We start from the raw sequence: 22,111 nt of genomic DNA on the forward strand, positions 1-22,111 counted from the left end.
GCGCTGTGGAAAGGCCTGATCACAAGAAGGTTTTTGCCCGTTTTTCCCGTTCTTTGGAAACGCATCTGGGCCATGAACCGGTTGCTCGCATCCGCCTCATCTCAACATCAATGTGAAACAATAGATATAAGCTTATGAAATATATCGATGTCTATCACGCTTCAAAGCATTGCTCAAATCTTGACACTGAGAAGAAGGCGCTGCCGTCTGCTCTGGATGTTGTTAAGGATGATGGGCTGTTTGAAGGCTATGCCTGCCTGTTTGGCAAAGAAGATCTTGGCCATGATGTGATCCGACAGGGCGCCTTTGCCAAGAGCATTGCTGACCGCGGGCTCGACGGGATCAAGCTGCTTTATCAGCATGATCCGGCGCAGCCAATCGGTCAGTGGCTGACCATCCGGGAAGACGGCAAGGGGCTATTCGTCCGTGGCAAGCTGGCAACCGAAGTCGCCAAAGCGCGCGAAATTCTCTCGATGATGAAGGCCGGTATTCTGGATGGCCTCTCCATTGGTTTTCGCACCGTGCGCGGAAGCAAAGATCCCAAGAGCGGTATCCGCCATTTGCTGGAGTTGGATCTTTGGGAAATCTCCATCGTCACCTTCCCGATGCAGCCGGATGCGCGCATCTCGTCAGTCAAATCAGAGCTGGAGGGAGGAGCCGTTTTGCAGACTAATCACAATCCCCTTAGCAAAAGAGAATTGGAACGCAAGCTCATGCAGGACGCTGGGCTGAGCCGTTCCCAGGCCCGGGCCCTCATGGCCCATGGCCTCACTGGCCTCAGTGGCAAGCAGGACGCTGCCTTTCTTGAGCCTTCATGCGAGCTTGCGGCCTTGCGCAAGATGACCCGAGCCATGCTCAGGGCAGCAAACGTTTAAGCCTTTCGACTCTCGCAAACCTTTACTCATTTCAAACGAAAAGAGTCTTCTCATGAAAGAACTGAATATCCCGTCTCCTGAAACAAAGTCCTTGGTCAACGGAGAACTCGGAACGGCCTTTGACGACTTTCTGGTCTCCTTCGAAGCCTTCAAGCGCGCCAATGACGACCGCCTTGATGAAATCGAGAAACGGTCTTCCGATGTGTTGACTGAGCACAAGGTCGATCGCATCTCCAAGGCTCTGGATGATCAGCAGTCAGCCCTCGACAATCTCATCCTCAAGGCCCGCCGCCCTTCTCTCGGCGATGGGGTGTCTTCGGCGCGCAATGCTTCCCTGCTGTCTCCTCGCGCTATGGAACACAAGACGGCTTTTAATCGCTACATTCGCTCCGGTGTCGAGCAGGATTTGCGTGATCTGGAAGCTAAAGCCATGTCCATCAGTTCTGATCCTGATGGCGGCTATCTGGTTCCGGAACAGGTCGAAGCGGAAGTCGGGCGACGCCTCGCTGCTATCTCGCCGATCCGTGGCATCGCCGATGTGCGTGAAATCTCGGGTGCGACCTTGAAAAAGCCTTTCGCCAAATCGGGTCCGGAAGTCGGTTGGGTTGGTGAAACGGCAGCGCGGCCTCAGACCAATGCTTCATCTTTGGCCGAGTTGTCCTATACGGCAATGGAGCTTTATGCCATGCCGGCTGCAACGCCTAGCTTGCTTGAAGATGCGGCGATCAATGTTGACGAATGGATTGCGGCGGAAGTGGAAGCCGCCTTTGCCGAACAGGAAGGAGCAGCCTTCGTCAATGGTGACGGCGTTAACAAGCCAAAAGGCTTCATGGCTGAAACCGTGGTCGCTGAAGACAGCTGGGCCTGGGGCTCCCTGGGGGCCATAGCTACAGGAACTGCAGGTGGATTTGGGTCGACCAATCCCGGCGATCCGCTCATTGATCTTATCTACAGTCTCAAGGCAGGGTATCGGCAGAATGCGCAGTTCGTGATGAACCGGACGACGCAGGCCGCGGTTCGCAAGCTTAAGGACAATGATGGTAACTATCTCTGGCAGCCGCCAGCAGCCATTGGTGCCAAAGCTTCTTTGCTGAACTATGCCATCACTGAAGCGGAAGATATGCCAGACATTGCAACAGACGCTTGTGCTATGGCCTTCGGAGACTTCAAGCGCGGCTATCTCATCGTCGATCGCCTCGGCCTCAGCATTCTGCGCGATCCATATTCCTCCAAGCCATATGTTCTGTTCTATGTCACCAAGCGTGTCGGTGGCGGTGTTCAGGACTATGACGCCATCAAGCTGATGCAGTTCTCTGCCTGATTGTTACGCGTGACCCTGTGGGTGGAGCTTGCTCCATCCCAACTGGTGCCTTTGTCGGTTTCTCCCACCCGGCAAAGGCATTTTCTTATCTAGAACAGTCGCATTGCGCGACAATTTGATTGTTTCATTTGTAATGGTGAAGAAATGTCACTCACTCTTTTGACCGCACCGGCAGTGGAACCGGTCAGCCTTGCAGAAATCAAGGCATATTTGAAGATCGATCAGGATACCGAAGATGATCTGATCCGTGCCTTTTTGAGCGCGGCTCGTGTGCATCTGGAACATATGATCGGTCATCACCTTATCACTCAAACCTGGCGCGTTTTGATGGAAGGGCCGCTGGGGGAGAGTTTTCGTTTACCGCTGCAGCCGGTATCTGATCTCCTGGCACTTGCTGTCGTCGATGTCGATGGAAGTGTGACCGAACTGGACGTCTCCGGGCTTTCCATTTTCCAGGCCGACAATCCGGCAACGCTCGCCAATCTCGATGGCTTTCTGCTGAGCAGCAAGCAACGCCTCCAGATCGATGTTGAAACTGGCTTCGGCCCCATGGCGGAAGATGTGCCAGAGCCTTTGCGGTTGGCGATCAAGATGATCGTCGCCGAATGGTATGAGCGTCGCCTGATTGCTGATCCAGCGCAACTGCCTGCTTTGGCTAAAGCAATGGCGCCTCTGATTGCACCCTACAGAAGCTTTCACCTTTAGGTCATTTCAAGGGAAATGATCGATCTTTCAATCTCAAAACAGGAGGGTGCCGTGGCGCAAACAGCTCTCGCTCCCTTTCAATTCGATCCTGCCGGTTTACGCCATCAGATTGCGCTGTACCAGCCGATCTATGATGAAGCAGCCCCTTGGGGAGGCGCGGAAACGCTCGAACTGGTGGCTGAGGTCTGGGCAGGTCTTCTTGCGGTGGATAGCAACGAGCGAACCAACGCAGAACAGGCAAGCAACAATCTATCGCTTCGCTTTGTAATCCGTCACCGTGAAGGTCTCGAGCCGTTAACTGCGCTTACTTACGAGAATGCGCTTTATGACTGTCTGAGCATGCATGATCCAGATGGCACGAAACGCTGGCTATTGATCGAGGCGCGCACCAGATTGGGAGCGCAGTCATGAGTATCAAACTCAATGCAATTGCTCAACGCCTCTTGTCTGACCGTCTGGAATCCTATGCCGAAACAATCACCAGTCAGGCATCGGCAGAGGGCACGGATATTTCCGTTGAAACCGATCTTTCGGAAGATGGCGGCTCAATTAGCCTATCCGGCAATCAACTGCTTCAGGCTCACTATGGTGATCGGGAGAACGCGCCCTCCGGTTTTGTTTCCAGTCTCCTTGAGGGGCTGACACAGCAAAGGAGAAGCGTATGACCAGTTTGTCCTCCGGAGCGCTGGAACAGGCTATTTTGTCGTCTTTTAAAAGTGACAGTGCCCTTATTACATTGCTTGGTGGGGTACGGCTCTATGACGAGCCCAAACGAAATGCACAGTTTCCCTATCTTACGCTGACCACGAGCTATTCGCGCGATTGGAGCACGGGCACCGAAACAGGGGAAGAGCACCGCATTATCATAACCATTTGGACAGCAGCCGATGACCGCTCGCGACAACAGGATATTCTCGCGCGCCTCAGAGCCCTGTTGGACGCGTTCGAACCTGACATGACCGACCATGCCCTGATCAATCTTCTCATCGAGCGCATCGAGCTGCGCCCTGATCGTAAAAACCATCTGCTTCAGGGCATTATGCAGTTGAGGGCCGTGACGGAACGCATATCCAATTGATCCGGCTTGATAAAAGCTTCCATTTTTTCATTTTGAACATCAGGAGAAATCTCCATGACAGCACAAAAAGGCAAGGACCTTTTGCTCAAGGTGCACAACACCACCGAAGACGCGTATATCACAGTGGCTGGCTTGCGTGCCCGCTCGCTCTCGTTCAACGCTGAGAGCGTAGACATCAGCCACACCGAATCCGCAGGACGTTGGCGGGAGCTGCTTGCAGGGGCCGGATCACGTCGCGCAAGCCTATCGGGCAGCGGTCTTTTCAAAGACAGTGAGAGCGATGAGCGTATCCGGTCTTTGTTCTTCGATGGCACCATTGCTTCCTGGCAGGTGATTATCCCGGATTTTGGAACCCTTGAAGGAGCATTCCAGATCACCGCACTGGAATATTCCGGCCAGCATAACAATGAACTGTCGTTCGAGATGGCGCTGGAATCTGCCGGTGCTCTCGCCTTCTCGGCCTTGTGACCGGGGAGGGATGCCATATGGCCAACAGACGACGGGGCGAGATTTCGCTCATTCTTGATGATCAACCATTCAAACTTTGCCTTACTCTTGGAGCGTTGGCCGAGCTGGAGGACAGCATGGGGCTGGATGATATCAGCGCGCTTGCCGAACGCTTTTCGGGCGGCAGAGTGCGAAGTGGAGATTTGATAAAAATCCTCGGGGCAGCTTTGCGTGCAGGAGGTGCCAATATCTCTGATCTTGAAGCGGGGTCTATGCGCTGTAAGGGAGGCGCTCCCGCCCTCACACGTGCGCTTGTTGAGCTGCTAAAGGAGACGTTCAGTCCTGAGCTCGAAGATAGCGTTCTGCAACCTCCCCACAAGGTCAAAGGAATGCCCTCAAATGAAGGAGGGCGTGCCAAAGGCACAAACCCCGGGAAGGCCGGTCTGGTTTAGCTGGATCGGCCTCTTCTTTAGCTTGTTTTCCATGGGCAACGCTGTTTGCCATGGCAAGCCAGCAACTTGGCTGGACACCTTCTGCGATATGGGCAGCAACGCCCAAGGAGCTGCTGTGGGCGCTGAGAGGCCCTCCCAGTCGCAGTCCGTCCATGTCCCGTGAAGATTTTCAGACACTCAGCGCAGCCTTTCCAGATTGAAAAGCGAAAGAGACCAACCGGCTCGGAGACGGTTCTGCTGCTGATCTTGTTTTTGTTTCCGTTCCTTAAAGAGAGAAGGGGGCTGCTATGGCTGAAGAAGTTGTAGAAACGGCTGTCGTGAAAGTCGAGGCAGATATGAAGGCCTTCACAAAAGACCTATCGGTTGCAACCAAACAGGCCGAAAAGCTTGGCGACAAGATTGCTGATGCTTTCGAAGATGCGATCGTCGGTGGCAAAAATCTCGAAACGCTTTTCAGCAAACTTGCACTTGATTTAAGCAAAAGCGCTCTGTCCGCCGGTGTGGAGCCGCTTAAGCAACTTGTTTCGGGATCGGCATCTGGCCTTGCCTCAGGGCTATTCTCTTCACTCACCTCTTCAAGCGGGGCAAGCGGAGCATCTCTGTTCGGCAGTCTGACGCCCTTTGCCAAGGGAGGCGTGGTGTCTGCTCCGACGCTGTTCCCGACAGGATCGGGCACCGGATTAATGGGAGAAGCCGGAGCAGAGGCCATTCTGCCGCTTCAGCGAGGTGCTGATGGAAAATTAGGTGTGGCAGTGCCGGGCGCAAGTGGACCGGCGGTCAACATCGTCATGAATGTCAGTACGCCCGACATACAGTCATTTTCGAAATCGCAAACCCAGATCGCGACTAAGCTGGCGCGCGCTGTTGGGCGTGGTCGCCGCGGCCTGTGAGGTGATGAACACTTCTCACTGGGGCCGAAGCAAAAGGCCATGAAAGAGGCAGTACACACATGTCAAGACTACGGGAGGGGCTGTTCCTGAGATGGAAACAGCCCTTTTTGCTTTGCATATTCAGGATAAATCAATGAACGGATTTCATGAGATACGCTTTCCCCTTGATGTAGGGTTTGGAGCCTCTGGTGGGCCTGAGCGGCGAACCGATATTGCAACCCTGGCCTCGGGATTTGAAGAACGCAATGCCCGTTGGGCGGATTCCAGACGCAGCTATGATGCGGGCGTCGGCCTGCGCTCGATAGCAGATTTGCAGACTGTCTTGCGATTCTATGAGGAGCGTCGGGGGCGGCTCTATGGATTTCGTTTCCGTGATCCCTTTGATCATGCGTCTTGCGATGCCGGAAGAGCGCCTCAACCTAACGATCAGCGGATTGGCACTGGCGATGGGGAAACAACGCACTTCCAGCTACAGAAAACATACGGCGCTGATTATGCGCCCTATGTGCGCAATATCGTCAAGCCGGTTGAAGGTAGCGTGAGGGTTGCCATCGCAGGACAAGAGACGACCGATTACTCAGTAGATGAAACAAATGGCGTGATTTTATTCGATCGAGCACCTGATGCCGGTGAGCAGGTTACGGCGGGGTTCACGTTTGATGTGCCAGTACGCTTTGATATCGACAAGCTAGAATTCTCATTCAGTGCATTTGAAGCTGGCGATCTTCCATCCATTCCTTTGGTGGAGGTGAAGCTATGAAAGTGCTTTCAGATGAAATGAAGGCTCATCTACAGAGTGGCACCACAACATTGGCCACTTGCTGGATCTTGAGGCGTGTGGACGGATTCTGTCTTGGTTTTACAGACCATGATCGAACCATAGAACTGAATGGCGTTTCTTGTGAACCGGATACCGGGTTTACCGGCTCGGAAATTCGGCAGAGCGATGGTTTTGCCAGTGATGATCAGGACATCTCGGGCGTTTTAACTTCCGACCGCATCACCGAAGCAGACCTCATGAGTGGACGCTATGATGCTGCCACCATCGAAACCTGGTGTGTGAATTGGCAGTCTACCGATCAATGCCTTTTGCTGCGGACCGGATATCTGGGGGAGATCAAGCGAGACCGTCAAAGTTTTCAGGCTGAAATCCGCTCTCTTTCTATCGATATGGAACAGGAGAAGGGCCGCGTTTTCCAATATCGTTGTGATGCCAATGTTGGAGATGCCAGATGCGGGCTCAAACTTGATGCGCTGGGTCTCACTTTCAAGGGCGTTGTCAGTGGGATTAAATCGCAGAACTGGTTAGTGGTCACGTTGGAAACCCGCCCTGAAGCCGGGCGCCTTTCCATGGGACGCCTTGAGATGACATCTGGGGCAGCCAGCGGCATGGCTTTTGACATTATTTCCCACCAGCAATTGAGCGAGAGCGAAGAACTCGAACTGTGGCTGCCATTGCATGAGCAGATCGCTCCTGGAGACGGCGTAAAAGTATCCGTCGGGTGTGACAAGAGCTTTTCGACGTGCCGGAAACTGTTTGCAAATCAGCTCAATTTCCGAGGTTTTCCGCACATGCCGGGCAACGATTTTATTCTTACCTATCCCTCTCTTTCGCAACAAAGTGATGGATCTCCCCTTATTGAGGATTAAACGATGGTGGACGAAACAGTCTCAGACATCATTTCAGACGCTAGTGCATCCATGATCATCTCTGAAGCGCTGAGCTGGATAGGAACGCCCTACAGGCATCAGGCGAGCTGCAAGCATGCGGGCTGTGATTGTCTGGGACTGATCCGAGGTGTCTATGCAGCTTTCTGGCCAGAACCGGAACAACCACCCACCTATAGTCCGCACTGGGCGGAGTCGAACAGCGAAGAAACACTCGCAAATGCGGCGCAAAGATATCTGTTACCGGTGGATCGGGATGCTCGTGCGCCGTCCAATATATTGCTCTTTCGCTACAAAAGAGGCTTTCCGGCCAAGCATGCAGGTATTCTGATTGATGAAACCCGCTTTCTTCACGCGCAGGATGGCGCAGGGGTTCAGCTTGTTTCTCTTTCTTCGTGGTGGCTGAGACATTTATCTTATGTCTTCGCGTTTCCTCCGCTTCTCAACTCTTCTCAAACCGGAATTGAAAAGAAATGACCACACTCGTTCTGAAAACTGTGGGCAGCGTTGTTGGCGGAGCGCTGTTCGGGCCATTAGGCGCCGCAATCGGCGGGGCTTTGGGGGCGGTTGGTGGCTATCAGCTGGATCAATCGCTGTTTGCATCGTCCAGATCGGTGGAAGGGCCCAGTCTATCTGACTTGTCTGTGCAGACCTCTACAGAGGGCGCCGCTATTCCTCGCCTCTATGGTCGTGCGCGTTTGACCGGCCAGATCATCTGGGCAACCAATCTTGTTGAAGAAGTCACTTCCCGTAAATACAAGACGGGGGCTTCCAAAGGAAGCGGCGGGTCTTCAACCACTGAAACGACTTACAGCTACTGCGCCAATTTTGCGGTAGGGCTTTGCGAAGGCGAAATTGCCTATGTCGGGCGTGTCTGGGCGAATGGATCAATTCTGGATCTCAAGGATATTACCTACAGGGTTTATCGCGGTACAGACGATCAGCTTCCCGACAGCTTGATTGAGGCCAAGCAGGGGGCAGAGAATGCCCCAGCCTATCGCGGGCTTGCCTATGTGGTGTTTGAAAAGCTGCCGTTAGATGACTTTGGCAACCGCATACCGCAATTGTCCTTCGAAGTTATTCGGCCTATAGGAACCCTGGAAAAGAAGATCCAATCTATTGTTATGATACCGGGCTCTACCGAGTTCGGTTATGACACGACCGAAATCCTGCGCAAGGATGCTGAAGGGGAGTGGAACTCGGAGAACCGACATTCCTACGAACCCGGAACCGATTTTGAAGTTTCACTCGATCATCTGATCGCGATCTGTCCAAATCTGTCCAACATCGCGCTTGTTGTGGCGTGGTTTGGAACAGACTTGCGTGCTGGAGCTTGCGCAATCCAGCCAAGGATCGACAATAGCGACAAGGCAACATCGGGTGATCAATGGTCTGTTGCTGGTCTTACACGGGCTGAAGCCCAAAGCGTGTCTGTTATAGAAGGAAGGGCGGCGTATGGCGGAACGCCTTCTGACGCTTCGGTCATTAGGGCGATAGAGGTCATCAAAGAACGTGGGCTCAATGTCACTCTCTATCCTTTCATCATGATGGATATTGCGCCGGACAACGGCCTGCCAGATCCATATGGTGCTGTAGAACAGGCGCCGTTCCCATGGCGTGGGCGCATCACATGCAATCCGGGGCCTCAGCAAAAGAATTCTGCCGATCAGACATCCCTTGCCTCCGAACAAGTTGCTTCCTTTTTCTCTTCCCGAGACTGGAGTTATTCCCGCTTCATTATGCACTATGCGCAATTGGCCAAGCAGGCCGGTGGTGTTGAGGGCATGCTCATTGGATCCGAGTTGCGCGGTTTGACTTGCGTTCGCGACGATGCTGGGGCTTATCCCTTTGTCGCCTGCCTTAAAACTCTGGCTGCGGATGTGCGCACCTGTCTCGGTAGTGAAACGCGGATTACATACGGAGCCGATTGGAGCGAGTATTTTGGCCATCATCCGCAAGATGAAGAAGGAACTGTTCGCTTTAATCTCGACCCTCTATGGTCCGATGACAATATCAATGCAATTGGCATCGACAATTATATGCCCATGTCCGACTGGCGTGCCGGTGAGGATCATCTGGATGCTGTGCTAGCAGATACGGGGCTCGAGTATTCCTATCTTCAGGCGAATATCGCCGGAGGGGAAGGATATGATTGGTATTATGCAAGTCAGGCCGACCGTGATCTGCAAATAAGAACGCCTATAACAGATGAAACTGCAGGCAAACATTGGGTCTTTCGATATAAGGATCTCGTGAATTGGTGGTCAAACGTCCATTTCAACCGCAATCGGGGGATTGAGAGTGATATGGCGACCGATTGGGAGCCTTGCTCGAAGCCCATTTGGTTCACAGAAGTTGGATGCCCCGCCGTACATCTGGGACCCAATCAACCCAACGTATTCCCAGATGCAAAATCTTCCGAGTCAGCTTTGCCATACTATTCCTCTGGCGCACGAAGCGATGCGGCTCAACGTGCCATGCTGACAGCCAGTCTTGATTATTGGCAAGCGCAATCTGAGCAATCAAATCCGATTTCTCCTGTCTACGGAGAAAGAATGGTCGCCTCTGATCAGGTCTATCTCTGGGCTTGGGATGCACGCCCGTTTCCATCGTTTCCGCTCAGTACGGATGCATGGTCTGATGGAACCGCATGGCATACAGGACATTGGCTCAATGGACGGCTGGGAGGCGCCCCGGTGGAAGATATCGTCCGAAGCGTGATGAGTGACTTCGGGCTGTCGGATCCTGAATTTTCCTCGGTCCCGTTGGCTGTGGATGGCTATGTCGTCGATCGGCGCATGTCTGCACGATCTGCCCTTGAAAGCTTGTGTGATGCAGTCGGCATTTCATTTGTTACCAGCGGCGATCGTGTGCGGTTTGAATTGCAGGAGCGTCGAGCAAGCGAAAAAGTCGATTTAACGGGGCTTGTCGATGAATTGGAGGAGCCAATCCTCCAGAAGCAGATTGACCCTTGGGAAGAAGAAGCGTCCAGCGTCACTCTGTCTTTCGGTGAGCTCTTTTATGACTATCGGACGTCGGTGGCCCGATATGATCAACCATCTGCCAGAACCCGCAAAGAAAGCTCCAAATCTCTAGCGGTCGTGTCAACGGATCCAATCATGGTTGATGTTGCGAAAAATTGGCTCCGGCGAAAGAACTATGCCCGCCACACAGTGCAATTCAAGTTGCCTTTGTCCATGGCCGCGTTGGAAGCCGGGGATTTAGTGACGCTTGAGGGCGAGGATGATCAGAGAAGTTATCGCATCAACGAAATCGAAGATGGTGGTGTCCGCGAGGTCTCCGCTAGTCTCGCAGCCCCCCGGAATTCTGCTCCATTGGCTAAAGATCATCGAGTGGGGGCGTCATCCAAGCTAACTGTTGCAAAGGCTGTTTGTGTTGCCATGGATTTGCCTGCGCTTCCGGGTAAGGCAGATTATCCTCATGCGCCTTACGTCGCGACTTATTGTTCTCCTTGGCCGGGTAGCATGGGGATGTATGAAGGCAGCGCCGATATAGGGTTTGCCCATCGCCAAAGCCTGGACGTTCCCGCAATTCTTGGCACTTTACAAACTGAGCTCGCCGGGCGCGAATGCTTCAGTTGGGATATGGCCAGCTCAGTGCTCGTTAAATTGAACAAAGGTGACCTGTCTTCAGTAAGTGACTTCGGTCTATTGTCTGGCGCCAATGCTGCTGCAATCAGGGCCCAAAATGATGAATGGGAAATTATCCAGTTCGCCAAGGCCGAGCTTGTCGGTGGTAATATATGGAAATTGAGTAGACTGCTCAGGGGGCAACAAGGCACAGAACTGGCCGCTCTGAGTGGGGCGGGCATTGGTGCCCGATTTGTGCTTCTGGACGAAGCTGTCGCACCGCTCAAGGTTGATAGCAGTCAGCTTGATAAGGAATTGCCTTTCCGGATCGTGGCGAGCGGAGCAACACTGGATGATGTCAAAAACCTCGATCTATCAATCGCTATAACTGGACGCGGATTACGGCCCCTTTCTCCGGTACATCTAAAGATCATACGCTCCCAGACCTATGATGGTCTCCAGTTTGAATGGGTTCGTCGAGATCGATTGGAAGCCGATAGCTGGGCTGACAGCTCTATTCCACTCAGTGAAACTCAAGAACGCTACACTGTGGTCATAAGACATCCTCAAACAGCACAAACTTTGCGTGAAGAAGAAGTGGAGGACACCCAATGGTTCTATTCCACCAGCGCCCAAGCCGCTGACGGTGTTAGCGAGTTGACAGAGATCTTGATTGAGATCGCTCAAGTCAGTCGACGTGTCGGGGCTGGAGATGCAGTGTCCCGGCGTATTTCGCTTAGAGACCTGCGTATTCTCTCTTGAGATGACGTCTCAGTGAGCAGCAATGGCTGTTTGCTCCAGAAGCTCGTTCCCATTTCTACCCTCAAAAACCCATCCAAAACAAACCAAAGGAGCCTATCATGAGTCTTTCTGATCAAACCCCAAAGGCAGCTTGGGAATCCAAAATCAACTGGACACAGCTTGTTGCCGTTTTGGCGATGGGGTTGACGATGTTCGGTATTGATCTCGACCCTGATATCCAGCAGCGCCTCGCCGTAACAATCTCCAGCCTATCCGCCGCGATAACGATTATCTGGCGCACTTGGTACACAACGCGAACAATCATTTGAGCACTACAATGAGCCTGATTTTCAATTTGATTGTCATTTTGGTGAAGCTGGCACCCTCGCTGGCTTCCCTTCTCGCCCAATTGTCAAAATTCAGCGCTGATCATTCCTCTGGCTCAGTTGAGAAGAACAATGACTTGGTGAAGAAGCCAAGAACTGCAAGTAAGGATTTGCATGATGCGATGGTTGCAAAATGGGGTGGAGGGGCTGCGCAAGAAGCACGGTATGTTCCAGAGCAAACTGCTGATCCTTCTTTTATTGATCTTGCCTCTGATGAGTTGCGTAAATCAGATGGTTTCAAGCGACAATGAGTTTCTCGAAGAGTTGCCATCTGCCATGGCGCAAGAGCTGAGTGGTAAAATGGCAGCTTGTCTGCTGTTCGAGCCAATAACGTGGTCTGCAAAGGATACGGATCAGACAATCTCTGAAGTGAAACGCCATAACCAAAAGTTAGTCACATATTGCAGCCGATAGTAGACGCGTTGTCTTTTCAAAGTGATCTAACAGGCGTTTTGATTTGTTCAGCTTCGGTTCAGGAAAAATCTTGTAGATTGCTGGCATGCAAAAACTGATCAACAAATATGCGCTTTGGGCGCTGGCTATTATCGCCATTTCCTTCTTGGTTCCAAGCAGCCATGCCATCGCGGCTCAATGTCTCGGGGCTGAAGAGATCCGCGTGGCAATCTCTCAAGGTCGTGCGAAAAGTCTGGTGGCAATCACGCAGGCAGCCAACGCCGTCGTAAGTGGGGATGTCATCAAGGCCAATCTATGTTCTGCTGGTGGACGTCTCAATTATGAGCTGGTCATTTTGTCTAGGCAGGGCAATGTAACCCGCCTCGTTCTGGATGCAAAATCTGGCAAAGTCCTCTCTGTAAATCAGTAACGAGCCCTTAACATCGAGAGCGATGCAGACTACGATCATCTGCGATGCATTTGCCTATGCAAATGAAAGCAAAGTGTAGGGGAAGCCAATGCGCATTTTGATTGTTGAAGACGAAGCCGAGTTGAACCGTCAGCTCAAGGACGAAATGGAAGAAAACGGCTATGTCGTTGACTGCGCATTTGATGGAGAAGAAGGTCACTTTCTCGGTGATACCGAACCGTACGATGCTGTTGTCCTCGATATCGGGCTGCCTAAAATGGACGGAATCAGTGTTCTCGAAGCTTGGCGGCGCGATGGCCGTACGATGCCAGTTCTTATTCTGACTGCTCGCGATCGCTGGAGCGATAAAGTGCAAGGCATCGATGCGGGGGCGGACGACTATGTTGCAAAGCCATTCCATATGGAAGAAGTCGTCGCTAGAGTTCGTGCCTTGGTGAGGCGCTCCGCCGGCCTGGCATCGAATGAAATTACCTGCGGCCCAATTCGTCTGGATGCCCGATCTGGTCGTGTAACGGTTGAAGGACTAACTCTGAAACTGACTTCCCATGAATTTCGGTTGCTGTCCTACCTTATGCATCATCAGGGTAAGATCATATCGCGTACTGAACTGGTCGAGCATCTCTATGATCAGGACTTTGACCGCGATTCCAATACGATTGAGGTTTTTATCGGACGTCTGCGCAAAAAGCTGGGTGTGGACGTGATCCAGACGGTCAGAGGGTTGGGCTATAATATGATTGCGCCTGACACGGCCAAAGAATGAAGTCGATAACGCGATATCTGGTCATCAATATATCGATTTGGGCTCTGCTTGCGGCTCTGAGCGCTGGCGTCATTCTTACGTCCCTGTTTCGCACCTCTGCTGAAGACGCTTTCGATGGGCAGCTGGATATGGTGCTCAAAATGCTTGTCGGTGAATTGGCAACACAGCTGTTTAGTTCCGAAGAATTGTCAAGACCAGGCAGTCTGGGGCAACCGCGATTTGAGCTGCCTCTCTCGGGTTGGTACTGGACGGTCAGCCGCTCCAACAAGGACGAACTTGTCTTTGCTTCTCTCTCGCTGGGCGGGGAGAATCTCACCGTAGAATCTCAAAGTGAGAAGCAATATACAGGTGGAATTGGACGCTATCTTATGGGGAAGGGGCCGGACGGAAAACGAATTCGCATTCTTGAACGTGAGATTTCCTTTGGCCCAGACCAGAGCTACTATTTCCGTGTAACGGGAAACGCGGCTGAGTTAGATGAGCAAATCCGTTCCTTCGAGAATAGAGCCTGGCTGCTCATGGTTTTGTTTGGCGTGGTTCTGCTCACCGCTTCTCTTCTTCTGGTAAGAACTGCGCTAAGGCCACTGACTAAACTGCAGCGACGGGTTCGCGATGTTGCCATAGGCAAAAGCGAAGCCATCGTAGGGAGTTATCCCGTAGAGGTGGACGGGCTTGTTGAAGAAGCCAATATCCTGATTTCTTCCAATAAAGAAACCCTTGAAAGAGCGCGCACCCAACTTGGGAATCTTGCTCACGCTCTAAAAACTCCCTTGTCCGTCATCACCAATGAAGTCAGATCATCTGATCTGCAAAATGCTGACATGCTGGTTCAGCAGGTTGATGTGATGCGCGATCAGATACAGCTCTATTTGGATCGCGCCCGATTTGCTGCACGTCACAATACCATTGGTACGGTTACCAAAGCAGATCCTGTCTTGAAGAAGCTGACGGGCGTCATGAGCAAAATTCACCCGGAAAAAATGGTTGATTACGAATGTTCTGCAGATTCCGATATTTGTTTTCGTGGTGAAGAGCAGGATCTGGAAGAAATGATTGGCAATCTTGTTGACAATGCCTGCAAATGGGCTTCGAGCAGGGTTGTCGTGTCGTTGACCGAAGGTCTGGAAGAAGCAGCTGTGAAACGTCCCCAAAAAAAGAACGCCAATGTTCGAAAATGGCTCTCTATCATCGTTGAAGATGACGGGCCTGGAATTAGCGAAGGCAAGATTGATGAGGCCCTTAAGCGGGGCAAGCGTCTTGATGAAAGCAAACCAGGTTCTGGTTTGGGACTGTCCATCGTAACAGAAATAGCGAACCTTTATCAGGGGACATTCTCTTTAGAACGGGCATCTCTTGGAGGTCTTCGGGCTGAGTTGGTGTTGCCTGCGATAAAAGAAGAGTAATTTCTTTCCGCAGTTGCGCATAAGCAAAAACGCATAACCAAAGAAAGCAGAACAAAATTTTTCGCCAAATTTTCGACATTTTCGAAACTTAAAGCGAAGTTGTGCGTTGTGTATGCAAATACGGTTATTTTGGGATCTGTTTGGCCGGACCTTTGGACAGTGTTCATGAATACCGTGTAGGCTTCGAACTCGGCTCGCAATTACGACGCCGACGAGCAAATCGCAATTATCACGCAAGCGATCCTTTGATCGCTGCAATGAATAGGGGCTTGAAAATGAAATTTAAATCTATCGCGATTGTTGCTGTTATGGGCGCAATGTTGGCCGGATGTCAGGGCGGGCCGAAAGAAACCTTTGGCGGTTTGACTGGCGCTGTTGCTGGCGGCGTCTTGGGGTCTCAGGTTGGAAGCGGCGAAGGGCGTCTTGTGGCGATTGCTGCAGGGTCGGCTCTCGGTGCTCTTGCTGGGTCATCTATTGGCCGCATGATGGACGAGAATGATCGCAAGATGGCTGCCGAAGCCCAGTACCGCGCTCTCGAATATGGTCGCTCTGGAGCACCGGTTTCCTGGACAAACCCGGATACCGGCCACCATGGGCAGATCGTTCCAACCCAGTCTTACACTGTGAATGACCTGAATTGTCGTGATTACACGCACACAATTTATATTGATGGACAGCCGCAGACCGCTCGCGGCCGCGCTTGCCGCCAGAGTGATGGTACGTGGCGTCCAGTGAACTAAAGTTCTTTTGCAAACCCGCTTTAATTCGGGAAGATGCAGCAAATTGCCGGAAGGGGAGGCTCAAATGTTGGGCTTCCCCTTTTTGTATCTGAATATTTCCAAAAAACGCTGGGTTGGGTAGGGAATGTTAACAGTTTGATAGCTTTAAATTGAAATTCTACAAGGAACCAAAATTAAGGTCGGAGTGTCCGCATGGACAACATAGAAAAGCTTAAGGAAAAGTTGAAGCTTTATCTTTCGACGTTGTCTGAAAGTGCCCAAAGGATGCTGCTGCGAAATTTGGAAAAAGCGCAGCGTGAGGGCAATAGTGACACCGCCGCAGAGTTGATTGTTGCTGCCTTGCGTGATCTTCTCAAAGTTCAGGAAAAGATTGTCCCTCTTGAAGAATTTGCCAAGAAGGATTTTTTCCGCGAAGCGCGCTTTTTTACTTCTGAAATTGATCTTCTTTCCAAAGTCGAAGCCAGAATCAGCCCCACGTCTTTCGATGTTATCTGGAGCTGGATCAAGCGCGACATTGCGACGCCTGAGCACCTGCAGAAACTTGCACTGGACTGTGCCGACCTGGAAAAACACGAAATTTCCAAACATTCTGCAGAGGTCTGTGCTGATCTGGTCGCCGCCATAAAGGCGCGACTGAAGGTTGTCTCGCGAGAACTTGGCGGAGAGCAGAAGCTGACCAATCATCTGGGTGGCGAAATCGTTTACAAGGATTTGCTCGATGTGCTGGTCAGTGCCGAACGTCTCATGCCACTGAAACCCATTTTGAGCCGAATGCCCAAGGAAGTTGCGAGTTGGTCCAGCCCGGAAGGGGACGAGGCCTACAAACTGATTACTCGGTATGTTCAGCAGGCACCGTTGCGTACATCTTGGCTTTTCTCTGCAGTATCCAAGAAGCTGCTTTCCCCGAGACTACGTATTCAATTGGCGACCAAACTATCCGGCTCCGATGATGCTATTCAGGTTGCCGCGACGGTGTATGCTCCGGCGGTCCAGCACATGTTGGCAGAGATGGATGCTCACGTTGCTGAAGTTGATAAGCATCTGAAGGAGTTTTCTAGCTTGCACAACGCGTTGGATCATCTACGATCTTGGAGTGTTTTGGCCAAAGCAGTGGAAGTCGAACTCGAGGTTCCCAATCAAAGCCAGTGGGGTGGTGTGCTTACTGAAATGAGGAAGAAGATGTCGCGCATCCTGAAGAGTGAGGTTGAATCGGCCCCTGGTCTTGTTCGCAAAGCTTTGCGCGCACCAAAGAGCGGAGAACCTGAATCTGTTGATAGCGATTTGATCGTTGATGCTGTCCGTGCTTCCCAGATTTTTCATCAGGCAGAACTTGCAAAAGACGGGCTGGCTATGAATGGCCCAATCGCAGAAGCGCGCAAGGAACTCGAGCAGAGTTTTGAAATCCTGACAAAATCTCTCGTCGATAGAACGAGGCGTGCGGTCGGGCCGGATGTCGAAGTGATCGAAAAACTGCACGTAGCCGCGCTGGACATTGCCAAAAACCTATTCGATGCTGAATTCGCCGACTCTTTGGGGCGGCAGCTAAAAGCTGCAGCTTCTGTGAAAGAGCTTCAGGCCGCAGAGGCCTGACAGTGCTTGTCTGATCCCTTCCTTGCCGCTTCTTTCCATACAGATCGGCCATCGCGAACATACCGTCTTTCTCGGCGTAGGGTTTTGTGTGGCCTTGTCCTGTCTTATCCTATCGTTAGATGAACATGTGTTAATTTGACTTCTCGGCGAAATCAGAAATGCTCTGACTTGGACTAGTGTGAGAGTTGGACCTGTATGTTTTGGACTATCGCTGTTGTATTGACGCTCGTGACCATCGCGATCGCGACCTATCCCCTCATGCGCAAAGAGCGCAAGCTGGATAGCGCGAACGCCTATGATATGACGATCTATAAATCTCAATTGCAAGAAATTGAAGGTGACGTCGAACGCGGTTTGATTGATGAAGCAGAAGCAGAAGCCGCTCGTGCTGAAGTCGCTCGCCGCCTGATTGGTGCGCAGGATGCGCTGGAAAAGGAGAGCGAAACAGATCGCAAGACTTCTGACGCTCCCGCAAGTGTCTCTCAATTCGAAGGTGGCAAGTCAAATCTTCGCTTTGCTGTCGTCGCGATTGCACTTGTCATTCCACTATTATCATTGGGACTTTATTTTACGCTGGGCTCTCCGGATCTTCCCGCCCAACCGTTGCAAGCCCGCTTATCCAAACCTCCTGAAAATCAGAGCTTGACGGAACTTGTCGCTTCGGCAGAAATGAAGTTGGCGGCTAATCCGGATGATTTGGAAGGCTGGAAAAGGATGGCCCCGGTCTATGCCCGCATGCGTCGAACGGACGACGCCATTAAGGCCTATCGGAATATACTTCGCCTTGAAGGAGAAAGCGTTGAAGCTTTGTCTGATCTAGGCGAAGTGCTTGTCATCAAGAATGCCGGTGTCGTCAATGATGAAGCGCGCGAGTTATTCCAGCGCGCGAATCTCTTGGATGCAACGGCACCAAAACCGCGCTTCTTTTTGGCCATCGCTCTAGGGCAGTCTGGAGAGACGCAGGATGCCATTGAAAAGTGGCAGGCTCTTGTCGCTGATTCAGCTGAAGGTGCTCCATGGATACCTTTTGCCAAAGAGCAGATAGCCGCCCTGAAAAAGCGCGATGCTTCCGGTTCGACAACCGAAGGGGAGCAAGCTCCACCGCCATTGGCAGGCCCATCAAAAGAAGATGTCGATAATGCAGCCGAGTTGACCGCGGAAGACCGGCAGCAGATGATTGAGGGCATGGTTTCCAATCTTGCTGACCGTCTGAATTCCGAGGGGGGGACAGCAGATGAGTGGGTGCGCCTTATAAGAGCCGAGCTCGTGCTGAATCGTCCTGATATGGCGGCCAAAACCGTGACCCGCGCGCTCGATGCACTTCAGTCCGATGTTGATGGGCTTGAGAAGGTCAAAGCTGCTGCGCGGTCTTTGGGCGTCTCAATCGATCAGTAGGTCAGTTTAAAGTTCCAATAGCAAAACATTGATGCGCTACCAATCGGTAGCTGCCGGATAAGAATGATTAAGAGGATCTGTTTATGTCGAGAAAGCAAAAAAGGATGATGTTGATCGGGGCCGCCGGAGCTGTGCTCTTTGCTGCTGTCGGTTTGATTTTGTTCGCTTTGCAAAATCAGATTACCTTTTTCATGAGTCCGTCAGAAATTGCGGAAAAAGGCGTCGCCCCCGGACAGCGCATCCGACTTGGCGGATTGGTCAAGGAAGAGTCCGTTGAGCGGACAGATAAGGCGCATGTATCTTTCGTTGTGACAGATGGCGGTTCAGAAATAAAAGTGGCTTATGCAGGCATTCTGCCCGATCTGTTCCGTGAGGGTCAGGGGGTCGTCACAGAAGGGATGATGAATTCTGATGGATCATTTGCCGCCGATACGGTTTTGGCCAAACATGATGAAAATTACATGCCGCGCGAAGTGGCCGATGCTCTGAAAGAGCAGGGGCATTGGCAAGACAGTTACGGCAAGGTCGAGATAAACTGAACCTTGCAACGAAAATGGAAACCGAGCCTGCTGACAAGATCGCAATGGTTGGCTCAAGCTCGGTAAGGCAAATAGAATTGCATGGCGCGGGGACGCGCCGACAGAAGGGGAAATCCTCATGATCATCGAGCTGGGTCATTTCATGCTTGTGCTTGCTCTCGCCCTGGCGCTGATACAGTCGGTTGTTCCAATCTGGGGCGCGCAGACCAATGATAGCCGCCTGATGGCCATTGCCAGTCCCATTGCTATAATGCAGTTCCTGTTTGTCGGCTTGGCATTTGCTGCCTTGACCCATGCCTATGTTACGTCAGATTTCTCGGTTCAGAATGTCTGGGAAAACAGCCATTCGACAATGCCCTTGCTCTATAAATTTACTTCGGTTTGGGGCAACCACGAAGGCTCCATGCTGCTCTGGGTATTCATTCTGGTAATCTTCAGTGCTCTGGTTGGTGCTTTCGGGCTAAACCTGCCGCCAAAGCTCAAGGCAAATACGCTAGCCGTGCAGGGCTGGATTACGGCTGCATTTTTGCTTTTCGTTTTGCTTACCTCAAACCCGTTCCATCGCATCGCCAATGCGCCAATCGAAGGGCGGGACCTTAACCCGATCCTGCAAGATATTGGTCTGGCTATTCATCCGCCGCTGCTCTATTTGGGGTATGTTGGCTTCTCGATTGCCTTTTCGTTTTCCATTGCAGCTCTTTTAGAAGGCAGGATCGATGCTGCTTGGGCTCGTTGGGTGCGCCCTTGGGTGCTTGTTGCTTGGGGCCTGCTTACGCTCGGCATCGCCATGGGGTCCTACTGGGCCTATTATGAGCTGGGCTGGGGCGGATACTGGTTCTGGGATCCAGTGGAGAATGCTTCGTTCATGCCATGGCTGAGCGGCACCGCGCTGCTTCATTCGGCTATCGTGATGGAAAAGCGTGGGGCATTGAAGGTCTGGACCATTCTTCTCTCCATCCTGACCTTCTCGCTGTCGCTATTGGGTACATTCTTGGTGCGGTCGGGCGTCCTGACTTCTGTGCATGCATTCGCGACCGATCCGTCCCGTGGCGTCTTTATCCTGATCTTGCTCGTTGCTTTCATCGGTGGTGGGTTGTCCCTGTTTGCATGGCGCGCTCCTATGCTCAAGCAGGGGGGCGTCTTCTCTCCCATTTCCAGAGAAGGGTCGCTGGTGCTTAACAACCTGTTTCTTTCTGCAGCGACGGCGGCTGTTCTTGTCGGGACACTCTATCCGTTGGCGCTGGAGGCAACGACTGGGGCGAAGATTTCGGTTGGAGCTCCTTTCTTCAACGCCACATTCGGCCCAATGATGGTGCCTTTATTGATTGCGGTGCCCGTTGGCCCTCTTCTGGCCTGGAAAAGAGGGGATCTATTCGCCGCGATGCAAAGGCTTTTCATTGCATTGGGGGCGGCGATCTTTGTTACGGTCCTTTGTTATGCTCTCATCAATGGTGGTAGCGCACTCGCGCCGCTGGGCATCGGTCTGGCTGTTTGGGTTATGGTTGGTGCGTTGGCAGAAATGCAGCTCCGAATCGGCCTTTTCAAGCTTCCTCTCGGCAAGTCCTTCTCTCGCCTGATCGGGTTGCCTCGCACCGTCTTCGGCGCAGCATTGGGGCACTTTGGCCTCGGCATGACCCTACTTGGGCTTATTGTGGCAAGCGCTTATCAAACCGAAGACATTTTGGTCATGAAGCCGGGTGACCAAACCTCTATCTCCGGTTATACCTTCCAACTTGATGGCTTCAGGGAGCATGCTGAATTCAATTATGTCGATCTGATCGGTTCCTTCCAAGTCACCAAGGATGGTCAGCAAGTTGCGGAGTTGCATCCGGCCAAGAGGGTTTACACCTCGCGCAATATGCCAACCACAGAAACGGCGATCCACACAATCGGCGGTGTAACCCAGCTTTATCTCTCTTTGGGTGATGCTCAGGAGAATAACGGCATAGGTGTGCGGATCTACTACAAGCCGTGGGTTACCTTCATTTGGCTTGGATGTGTTGTCATGTTCATCGGTGGGTGCTTCTCTATCTCCGATAGGCGTTTGCGTATTGGAGCGCCTGCCCGGAAAGGGCGTGCAAAGCAGGCCGCAGGCACAGCTTGAGCTTGGGTGTTATATGAAGAATAGAGGATTCGGAATGATGACATTTTCTCTCCAGCCCCGAGTGGTTTATCGGTTGTTTGCTGCGCTTCTGTTGGCTCTTTCGTTTCAGTTGGCGACAGGGCCGGCGTTCGCTGTTAAACCAGACGAAATGTTGGAAGACCCCAAACTGGAAGCGCGCGCTCGCGATATTTCAGAAGGGCTGCGATGTCTGGTGTGCCAAAATCAGTCAATCGATGATTCCGATGCTCCCTTGGCTCGTGATTTGCGCATTCTCGTGCGCGAGCGCCTTTCAAAGGGAGATACGGACCAGCGGGTCAAAAGCTTTCTGGTTGATCGTTACGGCGAGTTCGTTCTGCTCAAACCGACATTCTCTTCCAAGAACTTGTTGCTTTGGGCGTTCGGCCCTTTGGTGCTCATCTTGGGTGTGATGGCAATCTTCCTCTTTTACCGACGCAACCGGATGATCGCGCAAAAAGCAGAGGTTGAAGGCAAAAACCATCTGAGTGAGGCAGAACAGGAACGGCTGAACGCGATCCTTTCTGACGATGAGAAGGCTTGATGCGTCTCAATATTCAGACGCGATGGTCGCCAGCCCACCATT

Annotated in this window: 24 protein-coding genes and 1 pseudogene; all 25 read left to right on the forward strand. The window is 52.2% G+C overall.

Annotated elements, in window-relative coordinates:
* Positions 1-134: 134 nt before the first annotated feature.
* The 25 genes and pseudogenes from BM258_RS01660 (at position 135) to BM258_RS01780 (ending at position 22,069) form a co-directional block, all read left to right on the forward strand.
* Positions 135-875, forward strand: coding sequence for an HK97 family phage prohead protease (locus BM258_RS01660; protein ID WP_090068186.1), 741 nt, complete (start codon positions 135-137; stop codon positions 873-875).
* Positions 876-927: 52 nt separating this feature from the next.
* The gene (locus BM258_RS01665) at positions 928-2,196 is read left to right on the forward strand and encodes a phage major capsid protein (protein WP_090068188.1); all 1,269 of its coding nucleotides are present in this window, start codon (positions 928-930) and stop codon (positions 2,194-2,196) included.
* A 144-nt stretch (positions 2,197-2,340) separates the two neighbouring features.
* Complete coding sequence (locus BM258_RS01670) at positions 2,341-2,901, forward strand: head-tail connector protein (protein ID WP_090068190.1); 561 nt, start codon at positions 2,341-2,343, stop codon at positions 2,899-2,901.
* A 51-nt stretch (positions 2,902-2,952) separates the two neighbouring features.
* The gene (locus BM258_RS01675) at positions 2,953-3,312 is read left to right on the forward strand and encodes a head-tail adaptor protein (RefSeq protein WP_175527866.1); all 360 of its coding nucleotides are present in this window, start codon (positions 2,953-2,955) and stop codon (positions 3,310-3,312) included.
* Complete coding sequence (locus BM258_RS01680; RefSeq protein WP_090068194.1) at positions 3,309-3,566, forward strand: hypothetical protein; 258 nt, start codon at positions 3,309-3,311, stop codon at positions 3,564-3,566. Before BM258_RS01675 ends, BM258_RS01680 begins: the two co-directional genes overlap by 4 nt.
* On the forward strand, positions 3,563-3,979 hold the full coding sequence (locus tag BM258_RS01685) for a DUF3168 domain-containing protein (RefSeq protein WP_090068196.1): 417 nt from the start codon (positions 3,563-3,565) through the stop codon (positions 3,977-3,979). The genes BM258_RS01680 and BM258_RS01685 overlap by 4 nt, the downstream gene beginning before the upstream one ends.
* A 54-nt stretch (positions 3,980-4,033) precedes the next feature.
* Complete coding sequence (locus tag BM258_RS01690) at positions 4,034-4,447, forward strand: phage major tail protein, TP901-1 family (RefSeq protein ID WP_090068198.1); 414 nt, start codon at positions 4,034-4,036, stop codon at positions 4,445-4,447.
* Between the two features lie 17 nt (positions 4,448-4,464).
* A complete protein-coding gene (locus BM258_RS01695; RefSeq protein ID WP_090068200.1) occupies positions 4,465-4,878 on the forward strand; it encodes a gene transfer agent family protein in 414 nt (137 codons plus the stop codon).
* Positions 4,879-4,916: 38 nt separating this feature from the next.
* Positions 4,917-5,078: pseudogene (locus BM258_RS25045) on the forward strand (phage tail assembly chaperone); the annotation flags it as partial.
* 87 nt (positions 5,079-5,165) lie between these two features.
* Positions 5,166-5,768 carry a phage tail tape measure protein gene (locus tag BM258_RS01705; RefSeq protein WP_090068203.1) on the forward strand — a complete coding sequence of 201 codons (603 nt, stop codon included), beginning with the start codon at positions 5,166-5,168 and terminating at the stop codon, positions 5,766-5,768.
* Positions 5,769-5,859: 91 nt separating this feature from the next.
* Positions 5,860-6,528, forward strand: coding sequence for a DUF2460 domain-containing protein (locus BM258_RS01710; RefSeq protein WP_244544554.1), 669 nt, complete (start codon positions 5,860-5,862; stop codon positions 6,526-6,528).
* Positions 6,525-7,418 (forward strand): DUF2163 domain-containing protein, encoded by an 894-nt coding sequence (locus BM258_RS01715; RefSeq protein WP_090068205.1) that lies wholly within the window; start codon positions 6,525-6,527, stop codon positions 7,416-7,418. The genes BM258_RS01710 and BM258_RS01715 overlap by 4 nt, the downstream gene beginning before the upstream one ends.
* Positions 7,419-7,421: 3 nt before the next feature.
* Positions 7,422-7,913 carry an NlpC/P60 family protein gene (locus BM258_RS01720; protein WP_175527867.1) on the forward strand — a complete coding sequence of 164 codons (492 nt, stop codon included), beginning with the start codon at positions 7,422-7,424 and terminating at the stop codon, positions 7,911-7,913.
* Positions 7,910-11,788, forward strand: a complete 3,879-nt coding sequence (locus BM258_RS01725; protein ID WP_090068207.1) for a baseplate multidomain protein megatron — start codon at positions 7,910-7,912, stop codon at positions 11,786-11,788. Before BM258_RS01720 ends, BM258_RS01725 begins: the two co-directional genes overlap by 4 nt.
* Before the next feature lie 98 nt (positions 11,789-11,886).
* The gene (locus tag BM258_RS01730; protein ID WP_090068209.1) at positions 11,887-12,096 is read left to right on the forward strand and encodes a hypothetical protein; all 210 of its coding nucleotides are present in this window, start codon (positions 11,887-11,889) and stop codon (positions 12,094-12,096) included.
* A gap of 8 nt (positions 12,097-12,104) precedes the next feature.
* A complete protein-coding gene (locus BM258_RS01735; protein WP_090068211.1) occupies positions 12,105-12,404 on the forward strand; it encodes a hypothetical protein in 300 nt (99 codons plus the stop codon).
* 248 nt (positions 12,405-12,652) lie between these two features.
* The gene (locus BM258_RS01740) at positions 12,653-12,976 is read left to right on the forward strand and encodes a PepSY domain-containing protein (protein ID WP_090068213.1); all 324 of its coding nucleotides are present in this window, start codon (positions 12,653-12,655) and stop codon (positions 12,974-12,976) included.
* A gap of 88 nt (positions 12,977-13,064) precedes the next feature.
* On the forward strand, positions 13,065-13,739 hold the full coding sequence (locus BM258_RS01745) for a response regulator transcription factor (protein WP_090068215.1): 675 nt from the start codon (positions 13,065-13,067) through the stop codon (positions 13,737-13,739).
* 128 nt (positions 13,740-13,867) lie between these two features.
* On the forward strand, positions 13,868-15,142 hold the full coding sequence (locus BM258_RS01750; protein ID WP_210186619.1) for an ATP-binding protein: 1,275 nt from the start codon (positions 13,868-13,870) through the stop codon (positions 15,140-15,142).
* A 275-nt stretch (positions 15,143-15,417) separates the two neighbouring features.
* A complete protein-coding gene (locus BM258_RS01755; protein WP_244544555.1) occupies positions 15,418-15,882 on the forward strand; it encodes an RT0821/Lpp0805 family surface protein in 465 nt (154 codons plus the stop codon).
* 192 nt (positions 15,883-16,074) lie between these two features.
* The gene (locus BM258_RS01760; RefSeq protein WP_090068220.1) at positions 16,075-17,472 is read left to right on the forward strand and encodes a hypothetical protein; all 1,398 of its coding nucleotides are present in this window, start codon (positions 16,075-16,077) and stop codon (positions 17,470-17,472) included.
* Between the two features lie 195 nt (positions 17,473-17,667).
* On the forward strand, positions 17,668-18,867 hold the full coding sequence (gene ccmI, locus BM258_RS01765) for a c-type cytochrome biogenesis protein CcmI (RefSeq protein WP_090068222.1): 1,200 nt from the start codon (positions 17,668-17,670) through the stop codon (positions 18,865-18,867).
* 83 nt (positions 18,868-18,950) lie between these two features.
* The gene (gene ccmE, locus BM258_RS01770; RefSeq protein WP_090068224.1) at positions 18,951-19,406 is read left to right on the forward strand and encodes a cytochrome c maturation protein CcmE; all 456 of its coding nucleotides are present in this window, start codon (positions 18,951-18,953) and stop codon (positions 19,404-19,406) included.
* Between the two features lie 118 nt (positions 19,407-19,524).
* On the forward strand, positions 19,525-21,510 hold the full coding sequence (locus BM258_RS01775) for a heme lyase CcmF/NrfE family subunit (protein ID WP_090068226.1): 1,986 nt from the start codon (positions 19,525-19,527) through the stop codon (positions 21,508-21,510).
* Between the two features lie 37 nt (positions 21,511-21,547).
* Positions 21,548-22,069 carry a cytochrome c-type biogenesis protein gene (locus BM258_RS01780; protein ID WP_090068929.1) on the forward strand — a complete coding sequence of 174 codons (522 nt, stop codon included), beginning with the start codon at positions 21,548-21,550 and terminating at the stop codon, positions 22,067-22,069.
* The last annotated feature ends 42 nt before the right edge of the window (positions 22,070-22,111 follow it).

It is taken from the genome of Cohaesibacter marisflavi, assembly GCF_900115225.1.
Taxonomy (GTDB): domain Bacteria; phylum Pseudomonadota; class Alphaproteobacteria; order Rhizobiales; family Cohaesibacteraceae; genus Cohaesibacter; species Cohaesibacter marisflavi.

Bases quoted from the DNA above. Each gene is read 5' to 3' on its own strand.
- BM258_RS01740 (WP_090068213.1), top strand. From the start codon at position 12,653: ATGCAAAAACTGATCAACAAATATGCGCTTTGGGCGCTGGCTATTATC.
- BM258_RS01750 (WP_210186619.1), top strand. From the start codon at position 13,868: ATGGTGCTCAAAATGCTTGTCGGTGAATTGGCAACACAGCTGTTTAGT.
- ccmE (WP_090068224.1), top strand. From the start codon at position 18,951: ATGTCGAGAAAGCAAAAAAGGATGATGTTGATCGGGGCCGCCGGAGCT.
- BM258_RS01745 (WP_090068215.1), top strand. From the start codon at position 13,065: ATGCGCATTTTGATTGTTGAAGACGAAGCCGAGTTGAACCGTCAGCTC.
- BM258_RS01705 (WP_090068203.1), top strand. From the start codon at position 5,166: ATGGCTGAAGAAGTTGTAGAAACGGCTGTCGTGAAAGTCGAGGCAGAT.
- BM258_RS01665 (WP_090068188.1), top strand. From the start codon at position 928: ATGAAAGAACTGAATATCCCGTCTCCTGAAACAAAGTCCTTGGTCAAC.
- BM258_RS01710 (WP_244544554.1), top strand. From the start codon at position 5,860: ATGGAAACAGCCCTTTTTGCTTTGCATATTCAGGATAAATCAATGAAC.
- BM258_RS01670 (WP_090068190.1), top strand. From the start codon at position 2,341: ATGTCACTCACTCTTTTGACCGCACCGGCAGTGGAACCGGTCAGCCTT.
- BM258_RS01685 (WP_090068196.1), top strand. From the start codon at position 3,563: ATGACCAGTTTGTCCTCCGGAGCGCTGGAACAGGCTATTTTGTCGTCT.
- BM258_RS01775 (WP_090068226.1), top strand. From the start codon at position 19,525: ATGATCATCGAGCTGGGTCATTTCATGCTTGTGCTTGCTCTCGCCCTG.
- BM258_RS01725 (WP_090068207.1), top strand. From the start codon at position 7,910: ATGACCACACTCGTTCTGAAAACTGTGGGCAGCGTTGTTGGCGGAGCG.
- BM258_RS01715 (WP_090068205.1), top strand. From the start codon at position 6,525: ATGAAAGTGCTTTCAGATGAAATGAAGGCTCATCTACAGAGTGGCACC.
- BM258_RS01780 (WP_090068929.1), top strand. From the start codon at position 21,548: ATGACATTTTCTCTCCAGCCCCGAGTGGTTTATCGGTTGTTTGCTGCG.
- BM258_RS01755 (WP_244544555.1), top strand. From the start codon at position 15,418: ATGAAATTTAAATCTATCGCGATTGTTGCTGTTATGGGCGCAATGTTG.
- BM258_RS01760 (WP_090068220.1), top strand. From the start codon at position 16,075: ATGGACAACATAGAAAAGCTTAAGGAAAAGTTGAAGCTTTATCTTTCG.
- BM258_RS01680 (WP_090068194.1), top strand. From the start codon at position 3,309: ATGAGTATCAAACTCAATGCAATTGCTCAACGCCTCTTGTCTGACCGT.
- BM258_RS01720 (WP_175527867.1), top strand. From the start codon at position 7,422: ATGGTGGACGAAACAGTCTCAGACATCATTTCAGACGCTAGTGCATCC.
- BM258_RS01660 (WP_090068186.1), top strand. From the start codon at position 135: ATGAAATATATCGATGTCTATCACGCTTCAAAGCATTGCTCAAATCTT.
- BM258_RS01730 (WP_090068209.1), top strand. From the start codon at position 11,887: ATGAGTCTTTCTGATCAAACCCCAAAGGCAGCTTGGGAATCCAAAATC.
- BM258_RS01690 (WP_090068198.1), top strand. From the start codon at position 4,034: ATGACAGCACAAAAAGGCAAGGACCTTTTGCTCAAGGTGCACAACACC.
- BM258_RS01735 (WP_090068211.1), top strand. From the start codon at position 12,105: ATGAGCCTGATTTTCAATTTGATTGTCATTTTGGTGAAGCTGGCACCC.
- BM258_RS01695 (WP_090068200.1), top strand. From the start codon at position 4,465: ATGGCCAACAGACGACGGGGCGAGATTTCGCTCATTCTTGATGATCAA.
- ccmI (WP_090068222.1), top strand. From the start codon at position 17,668: ATGTTTTGGACTATCGCTGTTGTATTGACGCTCGTGACCATCGCGATC.